We start from the raw sequence: 18,728 nt of genomic DNA, 5'->3' as shown, positions 1-18,728 counted from the left end.
GCTTTCGCGTGCCGCGCTGATCAGGTGCAACAACCGCTGCCGAATGGCGTCGAGCTGGCGATCGCCATCGGCGTGGCCAGCATAGCGGCCAAGGAAGCCGAGTGACAAGATGTGATAGATCACCTCGATCACGTCCATGTGCTCTGCGGCGGAGCTCGCCAGCCGCCCCAACAACTGGAACACCTTCTCGCCGCCATCGTTTTCGCCATGCAGCTGGATCAGCAAGCTGTTGTTCGCCCAGGTATGGCGCCCCCATGGCATGCCATTGGCAGCCTCATCCAACGCCGTGCACAGACAATACTGTGCAGCCAGAACGTGCTCGCGCCGAATATTGGCGCGCTCGCAGACTGCCTGAAAATCTTTCGCTTCCCCCACCAGAATTCCCTTCAGTGCAGCCGCCTGATCCTGTCGCAGCGATGTCGGCATGTCGGCCAGTGCGCGCAACAGCGGCCGCGCTGCCGCAAGCAAGGGATTGGCCTTGCGGCTGATCTCTTCCACCCGCTGCTCAACGGACTTGCGCGCGTCGTTCTGGCTGCTCGCCTCCGCTGCGGCGCGTGGGCTCGCGCGATCTCCTGCCTTGGCAGGCTGCGCTGCTTGCGAGTCCAATTGGGGATCACTCGACACAAGTGGCTTGCTCATTGCCGCACTCCCCACAGTTCCATACGCAACTCAGGAAAGGTCCCCGCTACGTGCAGCGCCAGCCCACCGTACTGCGCCACCTGGTCCCAGAGCGGGTGCTGCTGGGACAGTTCAAAGTAGACATGGCCAGCATTGAACGGGATCTGCCGTGGCGGCACCGGCAATGACTGCAGCGGAATTCCAGGAAGATGGGACCGAACCAGTTCCGCCAACCGCGCAGACGGCCCCACCTTGGTCTGGGCCGGAAACTGCTGCTGCAACAGATCCGCCGGAACCTGCGCGGTCACCGCCAGCACAAAGGTCGCGAAACGGCCGATCTCGCCCGGATCGAGCACCGCCGTTCGGATCCCATGTGACTGCTCCGTGATTTCAATCCGCTGCGCAGCGCGTTCCAGCACCACATTGAGCAGGAAGCGCAGGTCGTCAACCAATGGCTTCAGGCAAAGATGCGGAGCATCGTGCCGATAAGCCGCATGCTCAGCCGGCCGACGGGTCTGGGTGCGCACGAACGTCGACAGTTCCCCCGACAATGCCGCCAGGTGCAGGTACAACACCTCTGGCGACGCGGCCTTGGCCTTCAGCAGGTGGGTCAGAATCGGCTCGTACCGGTTCAGCAATTGGAGGATCAGGTATTCCGATACTTCGGCAGCATCCCCGCCCCGCATAGTGGCAGCAGACAGGCGCTCGGCCATCGCATCGGCCCTGAGATGCAGGAGGCCGTGGATTTCGGTAAGCCATGTTTGAAGCAATGCACTGGCCGTGTAGACATTGACCGGCGGAATCAGCGCTGCATCCAGTCTGGCACTGCCATCGGCGCGGATTTCCGTCACTCTTGTCAACGGCAGGCCAAGCCAGGACTCGGAGAGTTCCTTCTCCGGCAAAAGCCGAAGACGCAAGTCTGCCAACTGCACCAGTTTTGGTCCCTGTGCGATCGAATTCGCATCCAGCAATTCCTGCTCAAAGGCACGGTATCGCGCCAGGGAATCCGTGGCATCATCGAAATTCGTTTCTTCCGCATTTGGCGTGCGGATCGGCACCGCCAGACAGATGATCTGATTCAGGTGCTCGGCCTGAAGCGCAAGCGGCGCCGGCACTGCCGTATGTGCCGGAGCGTCAAAGGGCGTACCGTCCTGGAAGATTCCAGCGGCACTGGAGACCACCAGCTTACCCAGCGAGAGCGCTTCAGCATCGATCGAGAAATGGTGAAAGCCCCAGAAGAACGGGCTGAGCGCGGCGCTACGCTTGTGCGCGTAGTATTCCAGATAGCGCTCCTGCTGCTGAAAGAGTTGCGGGCGCAGGAACAGTCCCTCGCTCCAGACGACCTTGTTGTACCAGCTCATGGATTCAATCAGGTTTGGAAATTGTGATGGTCTGCTGGTCCAACGAGACTTGCAGCTTGACCTTGCGTGCCGGAATTGCCATGCGGTACCACGCAGCGTCCGGCGCCGGTGGCAGTTTGTAGACAGATCTCCAGGTGGCTTTGCCAAGCTCCCTGTACCCGACCAGAATGCCGATGGCTTGCGTGTCCGGATTGAGCTTGCGCTCGATGTCGCGCGACTCGCCGGGCCGGAGGATGAACTCGTCTCGTGCCAGCAGATCCTGCGTCAGCAGCGTCTTGTCCGACTTCTCCAGCGAGTAGTAGTCCGCATTCTCAAACGCGCTGTCGGTCTTGAGTTCGTAGACCCGAACCAGGACCGGAGAGGGCCTGCCCTTGTCGTCAGGGTTGACGGTATCTTTGGCAGATACAGCCAGATCCAGCTTCATCTGCTCGCGCTGGGCCGGTGCTGTGGAGCAGGCCGAGCCGAGGACCGATACTGCGAATAGGCCAAGCAGCGACACGGTTCTCGCCATCCTGTGCCGTATCAAGAGAGCCTTGCGAGTCATGAGCCCACCCGCGCCGACACCGAGCCAATCAGTACCGCGCCGCAATCCGTCATATCACCGCTGACCGCACCTGGCACGCCATCGACCTTGTACAGGCCTCTTACCTGCGAAATGCGGCTTATCCCATGCAAGGGACAACTGACTGCATCCCCCTGACGTGCGATAGGGCGACCGTTGATCTTGCGGTTGGGCGAGCCTGCCAGCACGACGCCGCCATGCGTGTGACCATCGCCAACGACAACAATGGAATCTGCCATTGATATATCTGCTCCCAGGTAAATGGCGTACATACTGCAATGGGCCGGTGCAACTCTTCCGATGAGCGGGCCAGCAGGAGCGCCCCGACGAAATCCTCGTTGGTGGCAAAGCGTGTTCATCCAATTGACCATTGTTCTCATCCCCTCAACGCCCATCCGTCTGCTTGCCGAACCACGGGTAGTAGGCAGTTGTCCTGCCCCGAGCCCGCGGCCATTCCTTGGGAGGTTCGCGCTTGGTCCAGCCTGGCGGTGGCGCCACCAGCACCGTCCACGCATCGTTGGGTTCCGCCACGCTGGTCACGACTGCGCTATGCCCGGTCTGGTCCGCATACGCCACCGCATAGGCAATGTTCAGCCCCGCGCTGGCCGCGCGCGCCGGGCCCACCATATGTTCCGAGACGCTGCGGAAGTCTTTCAACTGGTCCAGGTCCGGCCACTGCTGGTGCACCGCCGCACGCAGGGGCGCAAGCACTGTGGTCACATTGGGCGCGCGCCGGTCCATGTCGTGGTAGACGCGGTCGACCGGATGCTCCTGCGGCACTTGCGCTTGCACGGCTTGCAGCAGGCCCTGCCACGCGCCACCAGGGGTAGCTGACTTCGCTCCGATGCCGCCCTCGTGCTGCTGCGGGGTGTACAGCGCCGCCAGCGGCGCATAGCCCCAATCCGCGCTGGGATGTCCCAGGATCAGCAGCACCGAATTTTCGTTGGTCTGCTCGCCTTTCGGGTAGTTGGGCGCGTCCATGGTGTACACCCACACCGTCTTCTTCGGGTTGGCGTTCAGGTAGGCAATCGCCGCCTGCAGGTCATAGAAGCCCACGGCTTCCTCGCCCGCCATCACCGTGACATTGGCCAGCTTTGGTTCGGGGAAGATCTTCAGGCTCATCGCCTCGGCCGCGCTATAGATTTCCATAAAGAACAGCCGGCGCGCTGCGTTAAGCGTGAAGGTTGGCAGGCCGATTACCATGTCCGAGTCATAAGGGAGCCCCCTTCTGGGCTGACCGTCATAACCGGCATAGTTCTTCACAAAATAGTCCGCCATACGCTCATCGGCATGCTCTTCGTTCTCTGCCAGAATCGACGGTGCCGGCATTCCCCAATCGATCTGCTCTGCCAATCGGTCCCGGCCATTCATGTATCGATTGGACTCCTTGATATAGGTGGGTGTATTGATCCATGTCTGCGGCATGCCGGCGAACACTCGGATGTCGGCAAAATCCGGCCGTCGCGTGCCGTTTCGGATCGAATAGAAGTAGTTCGCGTTGGCCGCGGTGTGGTAGCCCAGTGGATAGAGCGGCTCACGGATCAAGGCGTTAAGCGCTTTCCAGTAGACCGGGTTGGGATTGTCGTTCTTCCAGACTGGGTTGACGCCGCGGACAAGCAGCCCCGGCGCATCACCGAGCTTCAGATGCGGGCTGTCCGTATCGGACGGATTGCGGTGCGCCAGTCCCTGCGCCCACAGCAAATTCCAGTGGGTCGGGTAGTCCTTCCACATCAGGGGATTCATCCATTGCACGCCAAGCACATATGCGACTGGGGCGTCAGGGCCGCTCGCGGGCACGCGCGCAGCAATTGGATACGGCGACGGATCTCGGTGGTAGGTAGACATGGGTTTTCCCAATGAACAGGCTGACAGCAGCGCCGCAGTGACGGCTCCCGCGATGGCCACGGCTAGCCGGTTGGTGTGCTGTTTGAATCGGTCAGTGGTGTTCACCGAGCCCTCCCTGCAGAACTTGCCCGCCGAAGGCTGGGTCACGCTCGGTGGGTCGGTGATGCTTGTTTGCGGAAGGTGTCTGTGAGATGCGGTTGTCCGAGCGCTCATCATCCATACCAAGCGCTCTCGGAACATCAGCTTTGTAATCCTTTTGACTCTCCAGCCGATCTCCATTTATCCGACCAGAACCGTAGTACCAACTCCATTCCTTCATCTGATCGTCTTCCCGGTCACAGCGCCTCCAGTCCGCCAGTTGCCTCAGCCACTTCATCTCCGCCTCCGGCATCATGCAGATGCCCACATCAACGTCATAGGCGAGCACCTTCTCGCAGTGCACCGGATTGGTCAGGATGGTCGAGTGGTTCGTAGCATTCAGATCCACCGCGTATTTCAGGAAATACCCGCGCTTGTCTGCATCGAACTCGCGGAATTCCGCATACTCGTCCCCCGTAAGATCTCCGCCATCCTTCATCTGCCCAATGGCCGCCTCATAGGGGTTGTCAGCCTTGCGCCGGGCAAGCTGACGCACGCTGGCATTGTGTTCATAGCGCAGCGCCGCTTCGTCGCTGTAGTCCGCCGCGCCCTGCCCCGCGCTCCGGTACTTGTCGTAGATGTCGTCGCTCCTGCCTGCCGGATTGAGCGCATCCGTGTGCGACTCGGGTCCCTGGTTGAAGATCCCTTCCACGGTCCCGGCTTTCGCGCTTTGCCCGCCGTCGTCAGGCGCCCGCTTGTCGGGGTGATACAGGTGGATGGCCCGCGGCGCGATGGCCTCCTTCACTGCCGGAGCATTGATCGGCACGGTCCAGCCGTCCGGCGGATCAGCGTTCACGGGCACATAGTTGACATGCCCGAAGGTCGTCACCCTTAGCAGGGCGAAGGTCATTTCATAGATTCCACCGAGCGCGGTCGCACCAAGCTTTTCTCCGAAGCCGCGCTGGTCGTCCTGCCATACCCGCGTCAGATGAAAGCGCAGTGGCAATGGCTTGCGGTACCAGAATGCCTTGCCATCGCCCTGGATCGGATCGACCTTCGACGGGTTACCTTTGTCGTAATAGACGAAGTTGCTTGGCTTGGCACCAACTTCGAATGGCATCTGGCCATACTTGCCCGGATTGCCCTGGGCCCACACACGCTGGAACAAGACTTCGGCATGATGCGCGAAAGCATAGGGGCGATCGCCGCGCGCCTTGGCCGACTCCAGCATGTCGTGATCGGTACCGGCCAGCACCTCCTTCGACAGGCCCAGCCACCCCATCCCCTGCACGGTGCTTACTGAAATCACTTGATCGTGGGGATTGCTATAGAGGAAAACGTGCTTGCGTGTCTGACGTTCCTTGCTGTCCTTCCCGGCAGTCCAGGGGGCTTCCCCTTGCTTGGGACGCCGGGTGGGCGTCAGGGCGTTGACGCAGTCGTCGCTGGCATGATCAAAGCTGGAGGCACCGACAATCTCAAAGAAGCGATCCAGCGTCTTGCGCCGCGCAAAAACGGTGACGCGGCCCAGGTCCGTGTCGGCGTTGTACTGCCCGAAGTTATCGAAGAAGTTCGGCAGGACGCTGTATGGCGGATTGGCGAGTACATAGGTGTCCGCCACGCCATCCCCGCCGAAGTCATGTTTGCCAATAAATGCCGAGGCCATGCCGACCATATTGCCCTGGCTGTGACAGACCACCGTGACCGGACACGCCTTGCCATAGGCGTCAATATGCTTGACCCGGACTTGCGCCACCAGTGCGGCCAGGCGCCGGGCGGCATGCGCTCCATAGTGGCGTGGGGGGCAGCCGTAGATCAGCCGGCTTGTCTCCGTATTCAGGTCCTGCGCCTGTAACCCGGCAAACAGGTCGGTGACCGTGCCCGTGGTCCACAGATCCGGCAGGGCAGAGCATCCGTTGGCGAAGGGACCGCCGCCCCAGGCATCCTCTTCGTCAAGCAAGATGTTTGGCCCAACCGTCGCCAGGTCCTCCTTGGCAGCTTTATAGCCCCAGCGGAATCGGATAATGGGGCTCTGGTCGCCATCGGCAACGAAGTTCGTCGCATTGACTTCCCGGGACAGGTAGCCTTTGGGTGTCAGCTCCGACAGATACTGCGCTGGCCGTAGCGCCCCCATGTCGTACGTATCGCCCGTTTCCCCGCGCTGCTGGCGCTGATTCAAGCCTTTGCACAAGCCTTCTTCAGCGCTGGCGAACCATTCGCCGTTCGAGTTCACGCCGTGCACGAAGATGATGATGCCGGGCAGCGTCTTCAGGTCGAGCTTTCGGAGCGCCTTACTTGGAACGTGAATGTCGTCGGCGCTGGCAATCGGGTTGACCCCTTGTCTGGATACTATGGGTGCACTCATATCTGGTTCCGTGACAATCGATGCGAAGCAGACTCAGTACAGCTTGGGCGCAAATATCTTTACGCTCACCGCCTCGATCAGATCCGAAGCCGACTGCGCGGTTTCGCCAGCGGCATTGGTTACACCTTCCACCACACTGCCGTCCGCCTTGACAATCTGGTAGGGTGCATTGGGGACCGGTCGCTCGAGCTCGCCTGCCTTCAGCAGGAACTTTCGGCCCGCGTCACCCTGGCTAAACTGCGGCAACGGTCCGTTCAGGCTGGACGGCCCTACGATGTCGAAATCCGACGTATGCAGCAGGATCCCGCCAGGACCATAGATATCCACCTTGCCTCCGCCAATGCGGATGCCGGCACCGTCCGCTGTCATCAAGCTCAGGCTCTTGCCCGCGTTCAGAACGATGTTGCCATCGGTTGCGGTCACCACTACGTTCTGTCTGGCATTCGCTTCGATGTTGGATTTCTGCGCCTGCAGAAGCAGATTGCCCTGATGCGCAATGCCGCGCAGCTCACCGCTGTGCGCGAAGAACCCGATTCCCTGCCCCGCATTGACAACGAACTGCTGCCCTGCGGTCATTTGCTGGTTCAACCGTGAGACGGTGTCGATATGCTTGCCGGCATACGTCGTCAATATCTTGGGCGTGGCCAGTGCCATGCCCGCCGGCGCATAGGCACCGATCAGCGGCTGACCTCCCTCACCAGGCACGTCCTTGTGGTTGTTGGCGCCAGCGTCCCACTCCCTGACGGCCCGCGTGAGTTCGGCCTGCGGGTCCGTATCGGCAGCCAGCCCTTCATGGGCATGGCCATAGTCCCCCAACGCCTTCGCCGCCTCCAGCGCCGCCTCCATGCAGCGGATAAACTCGTCGCGCGACAGGTGCCCGCCCATGGCGCCTACCTGCCCTTCCGCGGTAACGAACAAGCCCTTCCCACCGCGTATGGCACCCTGCCCATCGGTGCGCAGGTCGAAGCCTTCACCACGCCGGTCCTTGCGCCCGGCGTGGTCCGGCACCCCGGTCAGATAGCCCAGGTTCAGTTGCGATGCCTGGTGATCCGAGGACAGCTGCGCCTGGATCTGATCCTTCGTATCGTCCATCAGCAGGTGATTGTGGCGCCCGCCAAACAACTCCTTGCTGCGAATCCCCGACAAGGCATGCTGCCCCGGCAGCGCCCACGGCGGCAGATTGAGCTGATTCGGCGCCCGCCCGACAATCACGGGACAGTCCGGATCGCCGTTGATGAACGCCACAATGACCTCCTGCCCGATACGCGGAATGTGCATCGCGCCGAACTGGTCGCCCGACCAGCCGTTGACCACCCGAATCCACGGTGACGAGTTCTCGTCGTACTTCCCGTAGCGATCCCATTCGAATTGAATGATCACGTTGCCGTGATCGTTGCACCAGATCTCCTGGTTCTTCGGGCCGGTCACCACGGCCCGCTGCACGCCGGCCACGTATGGCTTGCCGACCGTGCGCGGCGGGCGAAAGACTTCATCAGTGGGGTGCGCTTCAAACGCAACGCGGCACGAAAACTGTTGCCCGCTGCCGGATTCGCCGCCGACATCCTCCAGCTCCAGCGTCGCACCGATCACCAGATACTCGCGGTTCATCGCCGGGTTGCCGTGATTGCTCACCAGGTAGGTGCAGCCCGCCACCACTCCGCGCAGCGCACCCACGCCCCGCGCACGCCGGCCACGCGAGCGGCGCTCCTCCATGCGGATCCTCGCCCGCATCTCGCCCACCGCCGGATCGACATAGTCGCCCGGGTGCTCGTAGCGCTCGAAGTCGGCGAAGCTGGTATTGCGCGGCTGGCTGTTGTCGGTGGTCAGATTCGCGCGCGGCTTGCGTGGATCGTAGTCGTTCAACGTCACCTTGCCCGTGCGCAGCCGGTTGACCGGATCGAAGCGGACCAGATGTTCCTGGTCGATCTTGAAGCCACGCGGATAGAGTGGCAGCGTGCGATAGGCCTCGCTGGGAAACGCGCGGTACGCGCCCGATTCGGCGGCCAGGATCAGCCGATGGTGTCCGCCGTCATGCTCGAAGAAGTATGTAATGCCATACTCTTCGGTCAGGCGCTGGATGAAATGCGCATCGGTCTCGCCATGCTGCACCTCCCAGGCAAGCTTCGGATAGACCGATGTATCGAGGCGCTTCTCCACCGAGAACGGGTAGTCCGCAAGCACCTCGTCAAGAATCTCAATCACCGTCTTCTTCTGGAAGGGCTTGAAGTCCGACGTCTGCGTCGCGAGCCACAGCCAGGGACGCAGCGTGAACCGGTACAAGCGATTCTCCGCAACGCCGCCGACATGCTCGATATCTGAGATGACGCCGGTGATCTCGCGGTGCCCTGCGCCCACGCCACCCAGCAGCCCTGTGCCCATGCCATCGAGCTCGATCGTGACGGTCATCTCGCGGCCGATCATCGCATCGGGATCTGCCTCCGCAAGATACTGTTCCGCGGCAGGCGAGACCGCACGCAGGTCTACCTTGTAGGTGAAGAGTTCGCTCAATCCCTCATGACCTGAGAGCCTCACGAATTCCAGCTGGGGCTGTCCCAGCAAATCAGGAATGGCTGCGCTGGAAACGCTAACGGTGCGAGAACACGAAGCAAAAGCAGCTAGCCGATTCATGGGATGGGTTCTGGTTTCCCTGCTCACCTCCTCTCTCCCTCCACCGCACCTGGCCGGGGCCGGATCGAATTCGCCACCTTGTCCCAAATCCTCAGCACCTCATCGTCATCCATCGATGAGTCGACATAAGCGCCACCAGGAATCTGTCCGCCGGTCATTAACGTAAGATGCATCTGCGGCTGCATGTACTGCGGCGTATCCCGCTTGGTCTCCGCCTTCAAACCCTGCCGCCTGTATCCCTCTTCCTTGAAGGTCTCCACAAGCTCATCTGCTTCCATGCCGGCAACGGTTCGCTTGCCCTTGCGTAGGGTGTGGAATGCGAGCCGATATGCCAGCGGGGCGCCTTCCAATCGCTTTTCCAGTCGCGCGATCATGCCCTCGTCCTGCGTGACAAGCGCGCGCGAATGGATGTCAAAGAGAAGATCCTTATGGAGTTCACTTTGAAAACTGAACATCGCCGTCTCTTCGTCGTGGATGTCGTTCAGCACTACGCCTTTGACACAGAAGCCGGGACCGGCAGCCTCCGGGTCGGTATAGGCGCGAGTGTGGACTGCGAGGTTTCGCAACCGCGCTTCTACCGCTTCCGCCGGCTCGCTATCGGGGTAGCTCTTTTCCTCAAAGATGACGTATCGCAAGTCTCCCGCCAGGAGGTGGATTTCGCTTCTAAAGTATTTACCTTGCTGCGCATTGTCGTAGCGACGAATCAGATAGCCTCCTTCACCTTCACCTAACGGTGTACTGGACACCAACATCGGGGCATGTGTAACTTCATTGCGTGCATCCCTTAGTTCTTGCATTCGCTTACTCACCGCCCGCTCAAAATCTTCGCGCAGGATGACCGGCTCTGCCTCCACCGGACGTTGCTTGGGCACCTTGACATAGATGCGCTTGAAGTCCTTATCTTTGCCATAGAGCAACTCGGCATCGCCGGGACTGTCCATCGAATCCGGTACCGAATTGAACTCTTCTGGCAGGTCAATTAGGAAACGGCCAATGCAATGCGTCTTGTATGGCTGGTGGATATCCATGGGCGGAAAGGGATTTGTGGCCGCTCGTTGACAGCCAGTCGTTAGAAGTGCGGCCAGAAACAGGCCAGCCATGTTCAGTTTGGCGGCCATATCAAGTTCCCCGGGGGCGTCCTGACTTGTGCCGTCAGCTTGACAATGCTATACAGCGTCACGAACTGAGCCATCTCATTCCAGCTGGGGCTGTCCCAGCAGGTCGGGAATCGCCGCGCTGGAAACGCTAACGGTGCGATTCCGCCCAACGGCCAGGCTCTTCAGATTGTTTAGCGCACTCATGAGGTCATCTCTTTAACGGCCGCTCGGAGTCTGGCCGTTGTCATCCGCATGGATTCCGCACTCGGTCAATGCCAGCGTCCTTGGCCTCGCCAGCTTCCACTCGGGTAGCCGGCGAGACCGGTCATGACAATCAGGCTTCCTTATTGCCCTTGATGTCGTAGCCCGCGGTCACAGCACCACCGCTGCCGCCCTGGGCGTTCTGCACCACATACTCCTGCTTCACCCTGGAGAACGACAGCGCCACCTTCTCGCGCATGCGCACTTCGTCATCCACCGAGCCCTTGGGGCTCACCTTGGTGACGATCACGTCGGTCATGGTGAGCTTCAGGTATTCGAGCGGATTGCCGCCGGCCTTGCGCACCACCAGCACGGCCTCGTTGATGTGCTTGCCGGTCAGGCAGTACTTCATCAGGTTGGGCGAGGCGCGGTCGATGAAGTGCTCGAAGGACAGGTCCGACACGGTCGCCTTGCCGGCGCCGCCGCCGCTGCCCGCGTGCATGGTGGACTGCTGCTCGATGCTCCAGTCCCAGGCCAGCACTTCGACTTCGTTCTTGTGCGACGAATCCTGCGACTCGCCATCGATGCCATTGATCTTCAGGAAAATGTCCTGTGCCATTGCAAAACTCCTTGACGTTAAGACAGGTACTGCAGACAAGAGCCACAGCCAGGGCCGCGCCCCAATCAGGTCAGGGGCGCGATACCTCGGCGTGGAACTACCGGTACGTTTCAACGCCTGAGCGACGCTCAGGCGGCGTCCTTGACCGACGGCAGGCGCGCCACAAGCCGCAGCGAAACGGTCAGGCCCTCGAGCTGGAAGTGCGGACGCAGGAAGAACTTGGCGCTGTAGTAGCCGGGGTTGCCTTCCAGTTCCTCGACGACCACCTCGGCTGCAGCCAGCGGTCGGCGTGCCTTGGTCTCCTGCGACGAGTTGGCCGGGTCGGCATCAACGTAATTCATGATCCATTCGTTGAGCCAGCGCTGCATGTCCTCGCGTTCCTTGAAGGCGCCGATCTTGTCGCGCACGATGCACTTCAGGTAATGGGCAAAGCGCGAGCAGGCGAACAGGTACGGCAGGCGTGCCGACAGGTTGGCATTGGCGGTCGCATCAGCGTCGTAGTACTCGGCTGGCTTCTGCATCGACTGGGCACCGATAAAAGCTGCGTAGTCGGTGTTCTTGCGGTGCACCAGCGAGATAAAGCCGTTCTTCGACAGTTCGGCTTCACGGCGGTCCGAGATGGCGATTTCGGTCGGGCACTTTATGTCAATGCCGCCATCGTCGGTCGGGAAGGTGTGGCACGGCAGGTTCTCGACCACGCCGCCGCTTTCGACGCCGCGGATCAGCGTGCACCAGCCATAGAGCTTGAACGAACGGTTGATGTTGACCGCCATGGCGTAGGCAGCATTGCTCCACACGTACTTGCGGTGATCCGCACCGTCGGTGTCTTCCTCGAAGTCAAATTCATCGACCGGATTGGTCTTGATGCCGTAGGGAAGGCGCGACAGGAAACGCGGCATGGCGAGGCCGACATAGCGGGCATCTTCCGAGTTGCGCAGGCTGTTCCACGGCGCGTATTCCAGGTTCTGGAATATCTTGGACAGATCGCGCGGATTGGCGAGTTCCTGCCACGAATCCATCTGCAGCACCGACGGCGAGGCGCCTGCAATGAACGGGGCGTGAGCCGCTGCCGAGATCTTGGCAAGCGAGCCAAGGAGTTCGACGTCGGGCGGTGTGTGATCGAAGTAGTAGTCGGCTACCAGGCAGCCGTAGGGTTCACCACCAAGCTGGCCGTACTCTTCTTCATAGATGCGCTTGAAGAACGGGCTTTGGTCCCAGCCGATGCCCTTGTAGCGGCGCAGGGTCCGGCGCAGCTCTTCCTTGGACACATCCATCACGCGGATGCGCAGCTTGTCGTCGGTTTCGGTGTTTGAGACCAGGTGGTGCAGGCCGCGCCAGGCGGACTCCAGCTTCTGGAAGTCCTCATGGTGCAGGATCAGGTTGATCTGCTCGGAGAGCTTCTTGTCGATGGCGCCGATGATGGCTTCGATGCTCTTGTAGGCATCATCGCTCATGGTGAACGAGCTGGCGAGCGCCTGCTCGGCCAGGGTCTTGACGGCGAGGTCGACGGCCTCGCGGGCCTGTTCGGTCTTGGGCGAGAATTCGCGGCTGATCAGCGCGGCGAAGTCGGAATGGTCAGCGCTCGCGAGCGCTTGGTGTTGTGCTGGTTGGGCGGTGGCCATGGAATCCTTGCTTGATGAGGTGGTTCAGGAAGGCAAGTAGCCGATCCATTCAGGACTGCGGCGACTGAGGTTCGTCGTCGCCGGCCCTGGGCTTGGGCGCCTTGGCAAGCGACTGCAGCAGCGCGGGATCCTGCAGCAACTGGTTGATCAGCGATTCGGCGCCCGACTTGCCATCCATGTAGGTCTGCAGGTTGGCGAGCTGGGTGCGGGCTTCGAGCAATTGCCTGAGCGCATCAACCTTGCCGGCTACCGCCGCGGGCGAGAAATCCTCGATGCTCTCGAATGTCATGTCGACCATGAGCTGGCCGTCGCCGGACAGCGTGTTGGGCACCGCAAACGCCACGCGCGGCTTCATGGCCTTCATGCGCTCGTCGAAGTTGTCGATATCGATCTCAAGAAACTTGCGATCGGCAACCGCCGGCAGCGGCTCGGCCGGCCTGCCCGACAGGTCGGCCAGCACGCCCATCACGAAGGGCAGCTCGATACGCTTCTCCGAGCCATAGACTTCGACGTCGTACTCGATCTGTACGCGCGGCGCGCGGTTGCGCGCGATGAATTTCTGCGAACTGTTCACAACAGACATGGATCTCCCCTGCGGGTTACATGGACATGCCGGTCGGCGTCAAGCCGAGCCGGCCTCGGGACACTCCGGCACAACGGCATCGTGGCCAACGCGGTATTCGGTGTGGTAGGCGAGCCCGGCAGGCGCGCTGTCGGCGACGCGGATCGCGATCACGGCGAGCTCGCGCTTCTCGGACAGGGCCAACAGCCACAGGCGCGCCAGTTGCGGCTGGATGACCTGCTCAATGAAGCCGATCAGCTGCCGGGCGCCGGTCTCGCCGACCGGACAGCGCGCCACGATGAACTCGACCACCGGGTCGTCGTAAGTCAGCACAATGCCGTGCTGATGCTGCATGCGCACCGCCACGCGATCGAGATGCAGGCGCACGATGCGGCCCAGGTTTTCAGCCGCCAGCGGCAGATATGGCACGACTACCAGCCGCCCGAGGAACGCCGCCGGGAACACCTTGCGCAGCTCGGGCATCAGCGCGTCGCGCAGTGCAGCGGGCTCCGGCATCAGCGCCGGGTCTTCACAGAGATTCGCCAGCAGATCGGAGCCGGCATTGCTGGTGAGCAGCAGGATGGTGTTCCTGAAGTCGATATGGCGCCCCTCGCCATCCTCCATGTAGCCCTTGTCGAAGACCTGGTAGAAGACTTCGTGGATATCGGCATGGGCCTTCTCGACCTCGTCGAGCAACACCACGCTGTAGGGCCGGCGGCGCACCGCTTCGGTCAGTACGCCCCCTTCGCCGTAGCCGACATAACCCGGCGGCGCGCCCTTGAGCGTCGAGACGGTATGCGGCTCCTGGAATTCCGAGAGGTTGATGGTGATGAGGTTTTGCTCACCGCCGTACAGGGCGTCGGCCAACGCCAGCGCAGTCTCGGTCTTGCCAACGCCCGACGGGCCTGCCAGCAGGAAGACTCCGACCGGCTTGTTGGGGTCAGTCAGTTGTGCACGGGCGGTCGTGACGCGCTCCCCGAGCTGGGTTAGCGCATGGCCTTGCCCGATCACGCGTTCGCCAAGTGTCTGCGGCAGCTGCATCACGGTTGCCACCTCGTCCGCGACCATGCGCCCAACCGGGATACCGGTCCAGTCGGCGACGATTGCGGCGACCACGCGTTCATCCACTTCCGTGTACACAAGCGGCGCATCCGCTTGCGCGGCATGAAGATGGCCCTCGAGCTCATCCAGGGTTCGTCGCGCCGGCGCGGCCACAGTCGATTCATCCGACGCGGACTGCACCAGTGCGTATCGGCGGGCGACCAGGTCGGTCGCCAGACCGCGCACCCGGTCCCAGCGCGCCGAGGCCAAAGCCAGGTCGGCTTCGAACTGCTCGCGCCGAGCCCGTGCGAGCGCAATCCGCGCAGCGTCCGGCCGGCCAAAGCCGGCTTCCCGGGCCAATAGTGCGCACTCGGCGTCGGCCGCGGCGAGTTCGTGGCGCAGATGTTCGACTTCTGCCGGGGGCGCATGCAATGACAGGGCTACGCGCGCACAAGCGGTGTCGAGCAGGCTGATCGCCTTGTCGGGCAACTGCCGCGACGGGATAAAGCGATGCGATAGCCTGACGGCGGCGCGCACCCCCTCGTCGCGGATCAGTACCTGGTGATGCGCCTCGAACGTCCGGACCAGACCCCGCACCATGGCAACCGCCCTGGCTTCGTCCGGTTCCATGACCTGCAGGACCTGGAAGCGGCGGGTGAGCGCCGGGTCCTTCTCGATGTGGCGCTTGTATTCGCTCCAGGTGGTGGCGCCGATCGTGCGCAGTGTCCCACGCGCCAGCGCCGGCTTGAGCAGGTTCGCGGCATCGCCGGTGCCGGCCTGGCCACCGGCGCCAACCAGTGTGTGGACCTCATCGACGAACAGGATCACGGGCGTCGGGGATTTGGCAGCTTCCTCAAGCACGCCCTTCAACCGCGCTTCGAACTCGCCTTTCATGCTGGCGCCCGCTAGCAGCGCACCCACGTCGAGGCTCAGCAGCCTGATGTCCTTCAGGCTGGGCGGCACCTCACCCGCGGCAATGGCCTGTGCCAGCCCCTCGATGACGGCGGTCTTGCCGACACCCGCCTCTCCGGTCAGGAGCGGATTGTTCTGACGGCGGCGCAGCAGGATGTCCGTCATGGTGCGGATCTCATGCTCGCGACCGATCACCGGATCCAGCCGGCCCGCGCGTGCTTCCTCGGTCAGGTCGCGGCAGTACCTGCCCAGGGCGGGCTTGCCGGCACTGGCAGGTGCCGTCGCGCCACTGGCTTCACCCGGTGTGGCCGGCGCCAGGCCACTGCCGTCATAAGCCGCTTCACGGCTCTCAGGCGATTGCGCGATGAGCGCCGGTGCCATTTCCACCAGGTCATCGGGCCGCACCTTCGCGAACTGGCTTGAGATGCCCAGCACCGTACGGCGCAACTCCGGCGTCTTGAGCAGCGCAGCGAGCAGATAAGCGCCGCGCACGTGGTCATCGGAAAAAGCAAGCGTCGCATAGACCCACGCTCGCTCGATCGCCGACTCAAGCTGGAACGAAAAGTCACTGATCGAGGTGGCGCCGGCAGGCAACGCGGCCAGCGCGCGGGTCAGGTCGGCTTCAAGCACGGACAGGTCGGCGCCGGCATGGCGCAGCATCCGCTGCAGGTCGCCATCCGGGGCTTGCAGCAGTTGGTGGAGCCAATGCACAAGCTCCACGTACGGGTTGCCGCGGAGCTTGCAAAAGGCCGTCGCGCTTTCGATCGCCTTGAATAGCGTGAGATTGAGTCGGCCAAATAAAGCCTGACGCGAAATATCCATTCGATGCCTTTGCCGTTCGCCCCTTGGATAAGAGGACTACCATTGCACGGAGATTTTGTTATTTGGCTTTTTTAGGATATGACCAAAACAATACGCTAGCAAATGTCTCGTCCGCGACCAGGCCTCTGGCGCATCGGCACCAAAAATCTATATAACTCATTGATTTTATGTACTTTATTCACTCCATCGCGCGGTTATCACGTTTTCTTCTGGCCGACAATGACCCAACACCATGTCCCCATGGAATATTACAAATTTTGACAATCCATCCGAGATATACATAATTTTTATCCAATGTCCATAGGATCACCCTTAAATCTCTATGATCACTTTTTAATTCTGATTTTCCGGATATTAAATAGGAAAATTCCATTCCATTTAGAATTTCGTTACACCAGGATTTGCGATTATCATCAGACGCTTTCGAAAACCAATAACCTCAGGTGGCCGGGCTATGAGCGACTGGCAGAACCGCACTGCGGAAATCCACGCCGTCAACGCCAGACTCGATGGCGACAGCAATGCGCCCTGGCCTTGGGATGCGCTCGGCGGGACGCAGCCAGACGGTGCCGATCCGTTCTCGCTGGTGAAGCCAGCCGGTGGTGCGGGGACAACGGCGGCGGCTGGCCCTGAGCCGGCCGACGTGCTCGATCAGCTCAAACGCGAGGCCGAGGCGGCGCTAAGGGACCCGAACTACGTCAGTGCACATGCCAGCTCCAACGCAGCGTCGACAGCTCCGATCCCGGCGGAGGGCGAACCGAAGCCGCTGCAAACGCTCGCGCGCGAAGCGAACCATGCCGATAGCTTGATGGACATGCTGGACACGGCAGGCCATATTGATTCGCTGATCGGCTCCCGGGAATCCCTGGAAGAGCACGAACTCTTTTCAACCCCGGCTGCGCCGGACGTGCTGTGGCTGTTCGCTGGCGACATTGCGCCCACGCGGCGCCGCGATGTCACGGCCCTGCTTACCCGTCGCGAACACCATCTGGTGTCGATGGACAGCGCCTACCGTCCCGCGCCGGCGCTGCCGCCTGATCCTGGCCATGACGCTTGAAGCGCACACCCCTCGTCAGGCACCCGGCACGGGGCTGTCATCAATCCTTCGCCGAAGCGGCTCGGTCAAAGGCGCGCTGGCCCAGACGGAGGCGCAGGTCCGCGAGGAACCTGGCTCTTTCGCTTTCCGTTGGCAGCTATTCCAGTGGCTCTGCGTGGTCGGTGACTGGTCCAGGGCCCTCAAGCAATTGCAGGTCGCCACGCAGCTTGCGCCCGGCTTCGCGCAAACCGCGCATGTGTACCGCGACCTGATCCGTGCGGAGGTGTTTCGTGGCGAGGTATTCGCCGGCCAGCGCACCCCCGGCTCGCTGCTGCCGGCCCCGGCGTGGGTGGCAAAGCTCCACACGGCTCTGGCGGAAAACAAGGCCGGCGAATGCTCAGCCGCGGACGCCAGCCGGCACCTGGCCCTGTCGCAGGTGCCAGCCTCAGCCGGCGCGCACGACGGCGTGCGCTTTGCCTGGATTACCGACACAGACACACGGCTGGGACCGACCTGCGAGATCGTGACCGCGGGGCGCTACGCCTGGCTGCCCTTTGCGCAGATGCGCAAGATCGAGTTGGGCAAGGCGTCCGGGTTGCTGGATCTGTTATGGCGCCCGGCCACGGTGACACTCGCCGACGGCGTGGTCAGCCGTGGCTTCCTGCCGGTGCGCTACCCAGGCTCCGAACAAGGCAGCGACGGGATTCGGCTGGCTCGCGAAACCAGCTGGAGTGAAGCGGGTGAGACAGGTGTCATCGGTTTCGGCCAGAAGACCTGGATGACAGACACGGGAGATGTCGCCATGCTGGATGTGACAACGCTCACCCTGGACGCGGAGCATGGCTGAACACCGCCCGCCGCGCCGCCCGAATTCGCAACTGCTGCCGACGTTGCTGGACCGGCTGCGCGACGACGCGCCCCAGCGCCAGACGGAAAGCGCGGACGAATACACCGTCACGCGTGCCCAGATGCGCGAGATCATCCAACGCGACCTCACCTATCTGCTCAACACCACCAATCGCGAGGATGAAATCGATCGCAAGCGCTATCCCGCTGCTGCCGCATCGACCATCAACTACGGCGTGTCCCCGGTCGCCGGCAGTTATCTGGCCGAACACAAGTGGAGCGATATCGTCACCATCGTCAGGCGTGCGATCCTGGACTTCGAACCCCGGCTCATCCCCGGCTCGCTGGAAGTGAAGCCGCTACTGAAAGAAGATGCGCCACAACGCTATAACACCCTGGTGTTCGAGATCAAAGGCCTGATCCATATGAACCCGTATCCGATGGCGTTCACTGCCCAAAGCTCGCTCGACCTGGAAACCAGCCGGATGAGTGTCCAATCGATCCACGCCAGCTGAC

At 61.9% G+C, this 18,728-nt stretch carries 15 protein-coding genes; 3 read left to right on the top strand and 12 right to left on the bottom strand.

The features are described 5' to 3' along the window. From icmH to tssH, 12 genes are all read right to left on the bottom strand, one after another. Positions 1-639, bottom strand: a 639-nt coding sequence (gene icmH, locus AC3WRI_RS23655) for a type IVB secretion system protein IcmH/DotU (protein WP_492294187.1), incomplete at its 3' end; no start/stop codon positions are given. Then, the gene (gene tssK / locus AC3WRI_RS23650; protein WP_492294185.1) at positions 636-1,979 is read right to left on the bottom strand and encodes a type VI secretion system baseplate subunit TssK; all 1,344 of its coding nucleotides are present in this window, start codon (positions 1,977-1,979) and stop codon (positions 636-638) included. The genes icmH and tssK, both read right to left, overlap by 4 nt. A gap of 4 nt (positions 1,980-1,983) precedes the next feature. Then, positions 1,984-2,490, bottom strand: a complete 507-nt coding sequence (gene tssJ, locus AC3WRI_RS23645; protein WP_010811518.1) for a type VI secretion system lipoprotein TssJ — start codon at positions 2,488-2,490, stop codon at positions 1,984-1,986. A gap of 29 nt (positions 2,491-2,519) precedes the next feature. Further along, positions 2,520-2,780, bottom strand: coding sequence for a PAAR domain-containing protein (locus tag AC3WRI_RS23640; protein WP_010811517.1), 261 nt, complete (start codon positions 2,778-2,780; stop codon positions 2,520-2,522). 145 nt (positions 2,781-2,925) lie between these two features. After that, entirely contained in the window at positions 2,926-4,386 is a 1,461-nt protein-coding gene (locus AC3WRI_RS23635; RefSeq protein ID WP_011614635.1) for a hypothetical protein, read from the bottom strand. A gap of 91 nt (positions 4,387-4,477) precedes the next feature. After that, a complete protein-coding gene (locus tag AC3WRI_RS23630; RefSeq protein WP_492294183.1) occupies positions 4,478-6,826 on the bottom strand; it encodes a T6SS effector phospholipase Tle3 domain-containing protein in 2,349 nt (782 codons plus the stop codon). Between the two features lie 33 nt (positions 6,827-6,859). Next, positions 6,860-9,454, bottom strand: coding sequence for a type VI secretion system Vgr family protein (locus AC3WRI_RS23625; RefSeq protein ID WP_011614633.1), 2,595 nt, complete (start codon positions 9,452-9,454; stop codon positions 6,860-6,862). A gap of 23 nt (positions 9,455-9,477) precedes the next feature. After that, positions 9,478-10,572: a T6SS immunity protein Tli4 family protein gene (locus tag AC3WRI_RS23620; RefSeq protein WP_011614632.1), complete on the bottom strand. Its 1,095-nt coding sequence runs from the start codon at positions 10,570-10,572 to the stop codon at positions 9,478-9,480. A 313-nt stretch (positions 10,573-10,885) separates the two neighbouring features. Next, positions 10,886-11,371 carry an Hcp family type VI secretion system effector gene (locus AC3WRI_RS23615; RefSeq protein ID WP_010811256.1) on the bottom strand — a complete coding sequence of 162 codons (486 nt, stop codon included), beginning with the start codon at positions 11,369-11,371 and terminating at the stop codon, positions 10,886-10,888. 128 nt (positions 11,372-11,499) lie between these two features. Then, positions 11,500-12,993: a type VI secretion system contractile sheath large subunit gene (gene tssC, locus AC3WRI_RS23610; RefSeq protein ID WP_492294182.1), complete on the bottom strand. Its 1,494-nt coding sequence runs from the start codon at positions 12,991-12,993 to the stop codon at positions 11,500-11,502. Between the two features lie 49 nt (positions 12,994-13,042). After that, entirely contained in the window at positions 13,043-13,576 is a 534-nt protein-coding gene (gene tssB / locus AC3WRI_RS23605) for a type VI secretion system contractile sheath small subunit (protein ID WP_010811254.1), read from the bottom strand. A 39-nt stretch (positions 13,577-13,615) separates the two neighbouring features. Further along, positions 13,616-16,330: a type VI secretion system ATPase TssH gene (tssH, locus tag AC3WRI_RS23600; RefSeq protein WP_011614630.1), complete on the bottom strand. Its 2,715-nt coding sequence runs from the start codon at positions 16,328-16,330 to the stop codon at positions 13,616-13,618. 454 nt (positions 16,331-16,784) lie between these two features. On the opposite strand from tssH, the gene AC3WRI_RS23595 reads away from it, so the two are divergent. The 3 genes from AC3WRI_RS23595 to tssE are packed head-to-tail and all read left to right on the top strand — an operon-like array spanning position 16,785 to position 18,727. Then, the gene (locus tag AC3WRI_RS23595; RefSeq protein ID WP_011614629.1) at positions 16,785-17,387 is read left to right on the top strand and encodes a TagK domain-containing protein; all 603 of its coding nucleotides are present in this window, start codon (positions 16,785-16,787) and stop codon (positions 17,385-17,387) included. Further along, entirely contained in the window at positions 17,377-18,213 is an 837-nt protein-coding gene (locus AC3WRI_RS23590) for a type VI secretion system accessory protein TagJ (RefSeq protein ID WP_011614628.1), read from the top strand. The genes AC3WRI_RS23595 and AC3WRI_RS23590 overlap by 11 nt, the downstream gene beginning before the upstream one ends. Continuing rightward, a complete protein-coding gene (gene tssE, locus AC3WRI_RS23585; RefSeq protein ID WP_011614627.1) occupies positions 18,206-18,727 on the top strand; it encodes a type VI secretion system baseplate subunit TssE in 522 nt (173 codons plus the stop codon). The genes AC3WRI_RS23590 and tssE overlap by 8 nt, the downstream gene beginning before the upstream one ends. The last annotated feature ends 1 nt before the right edge of the window (position 18,728 follow it).

The sequence above is a fragment of the Cupriavidus sp. FW305-27 genome (genome assembly GCF_058787995.1).
The sequence above is the reverse complement of the archived record's forward strand: the minus strand, read 5'-3'. Positions and strand labels throughout refer to the sequence as shown.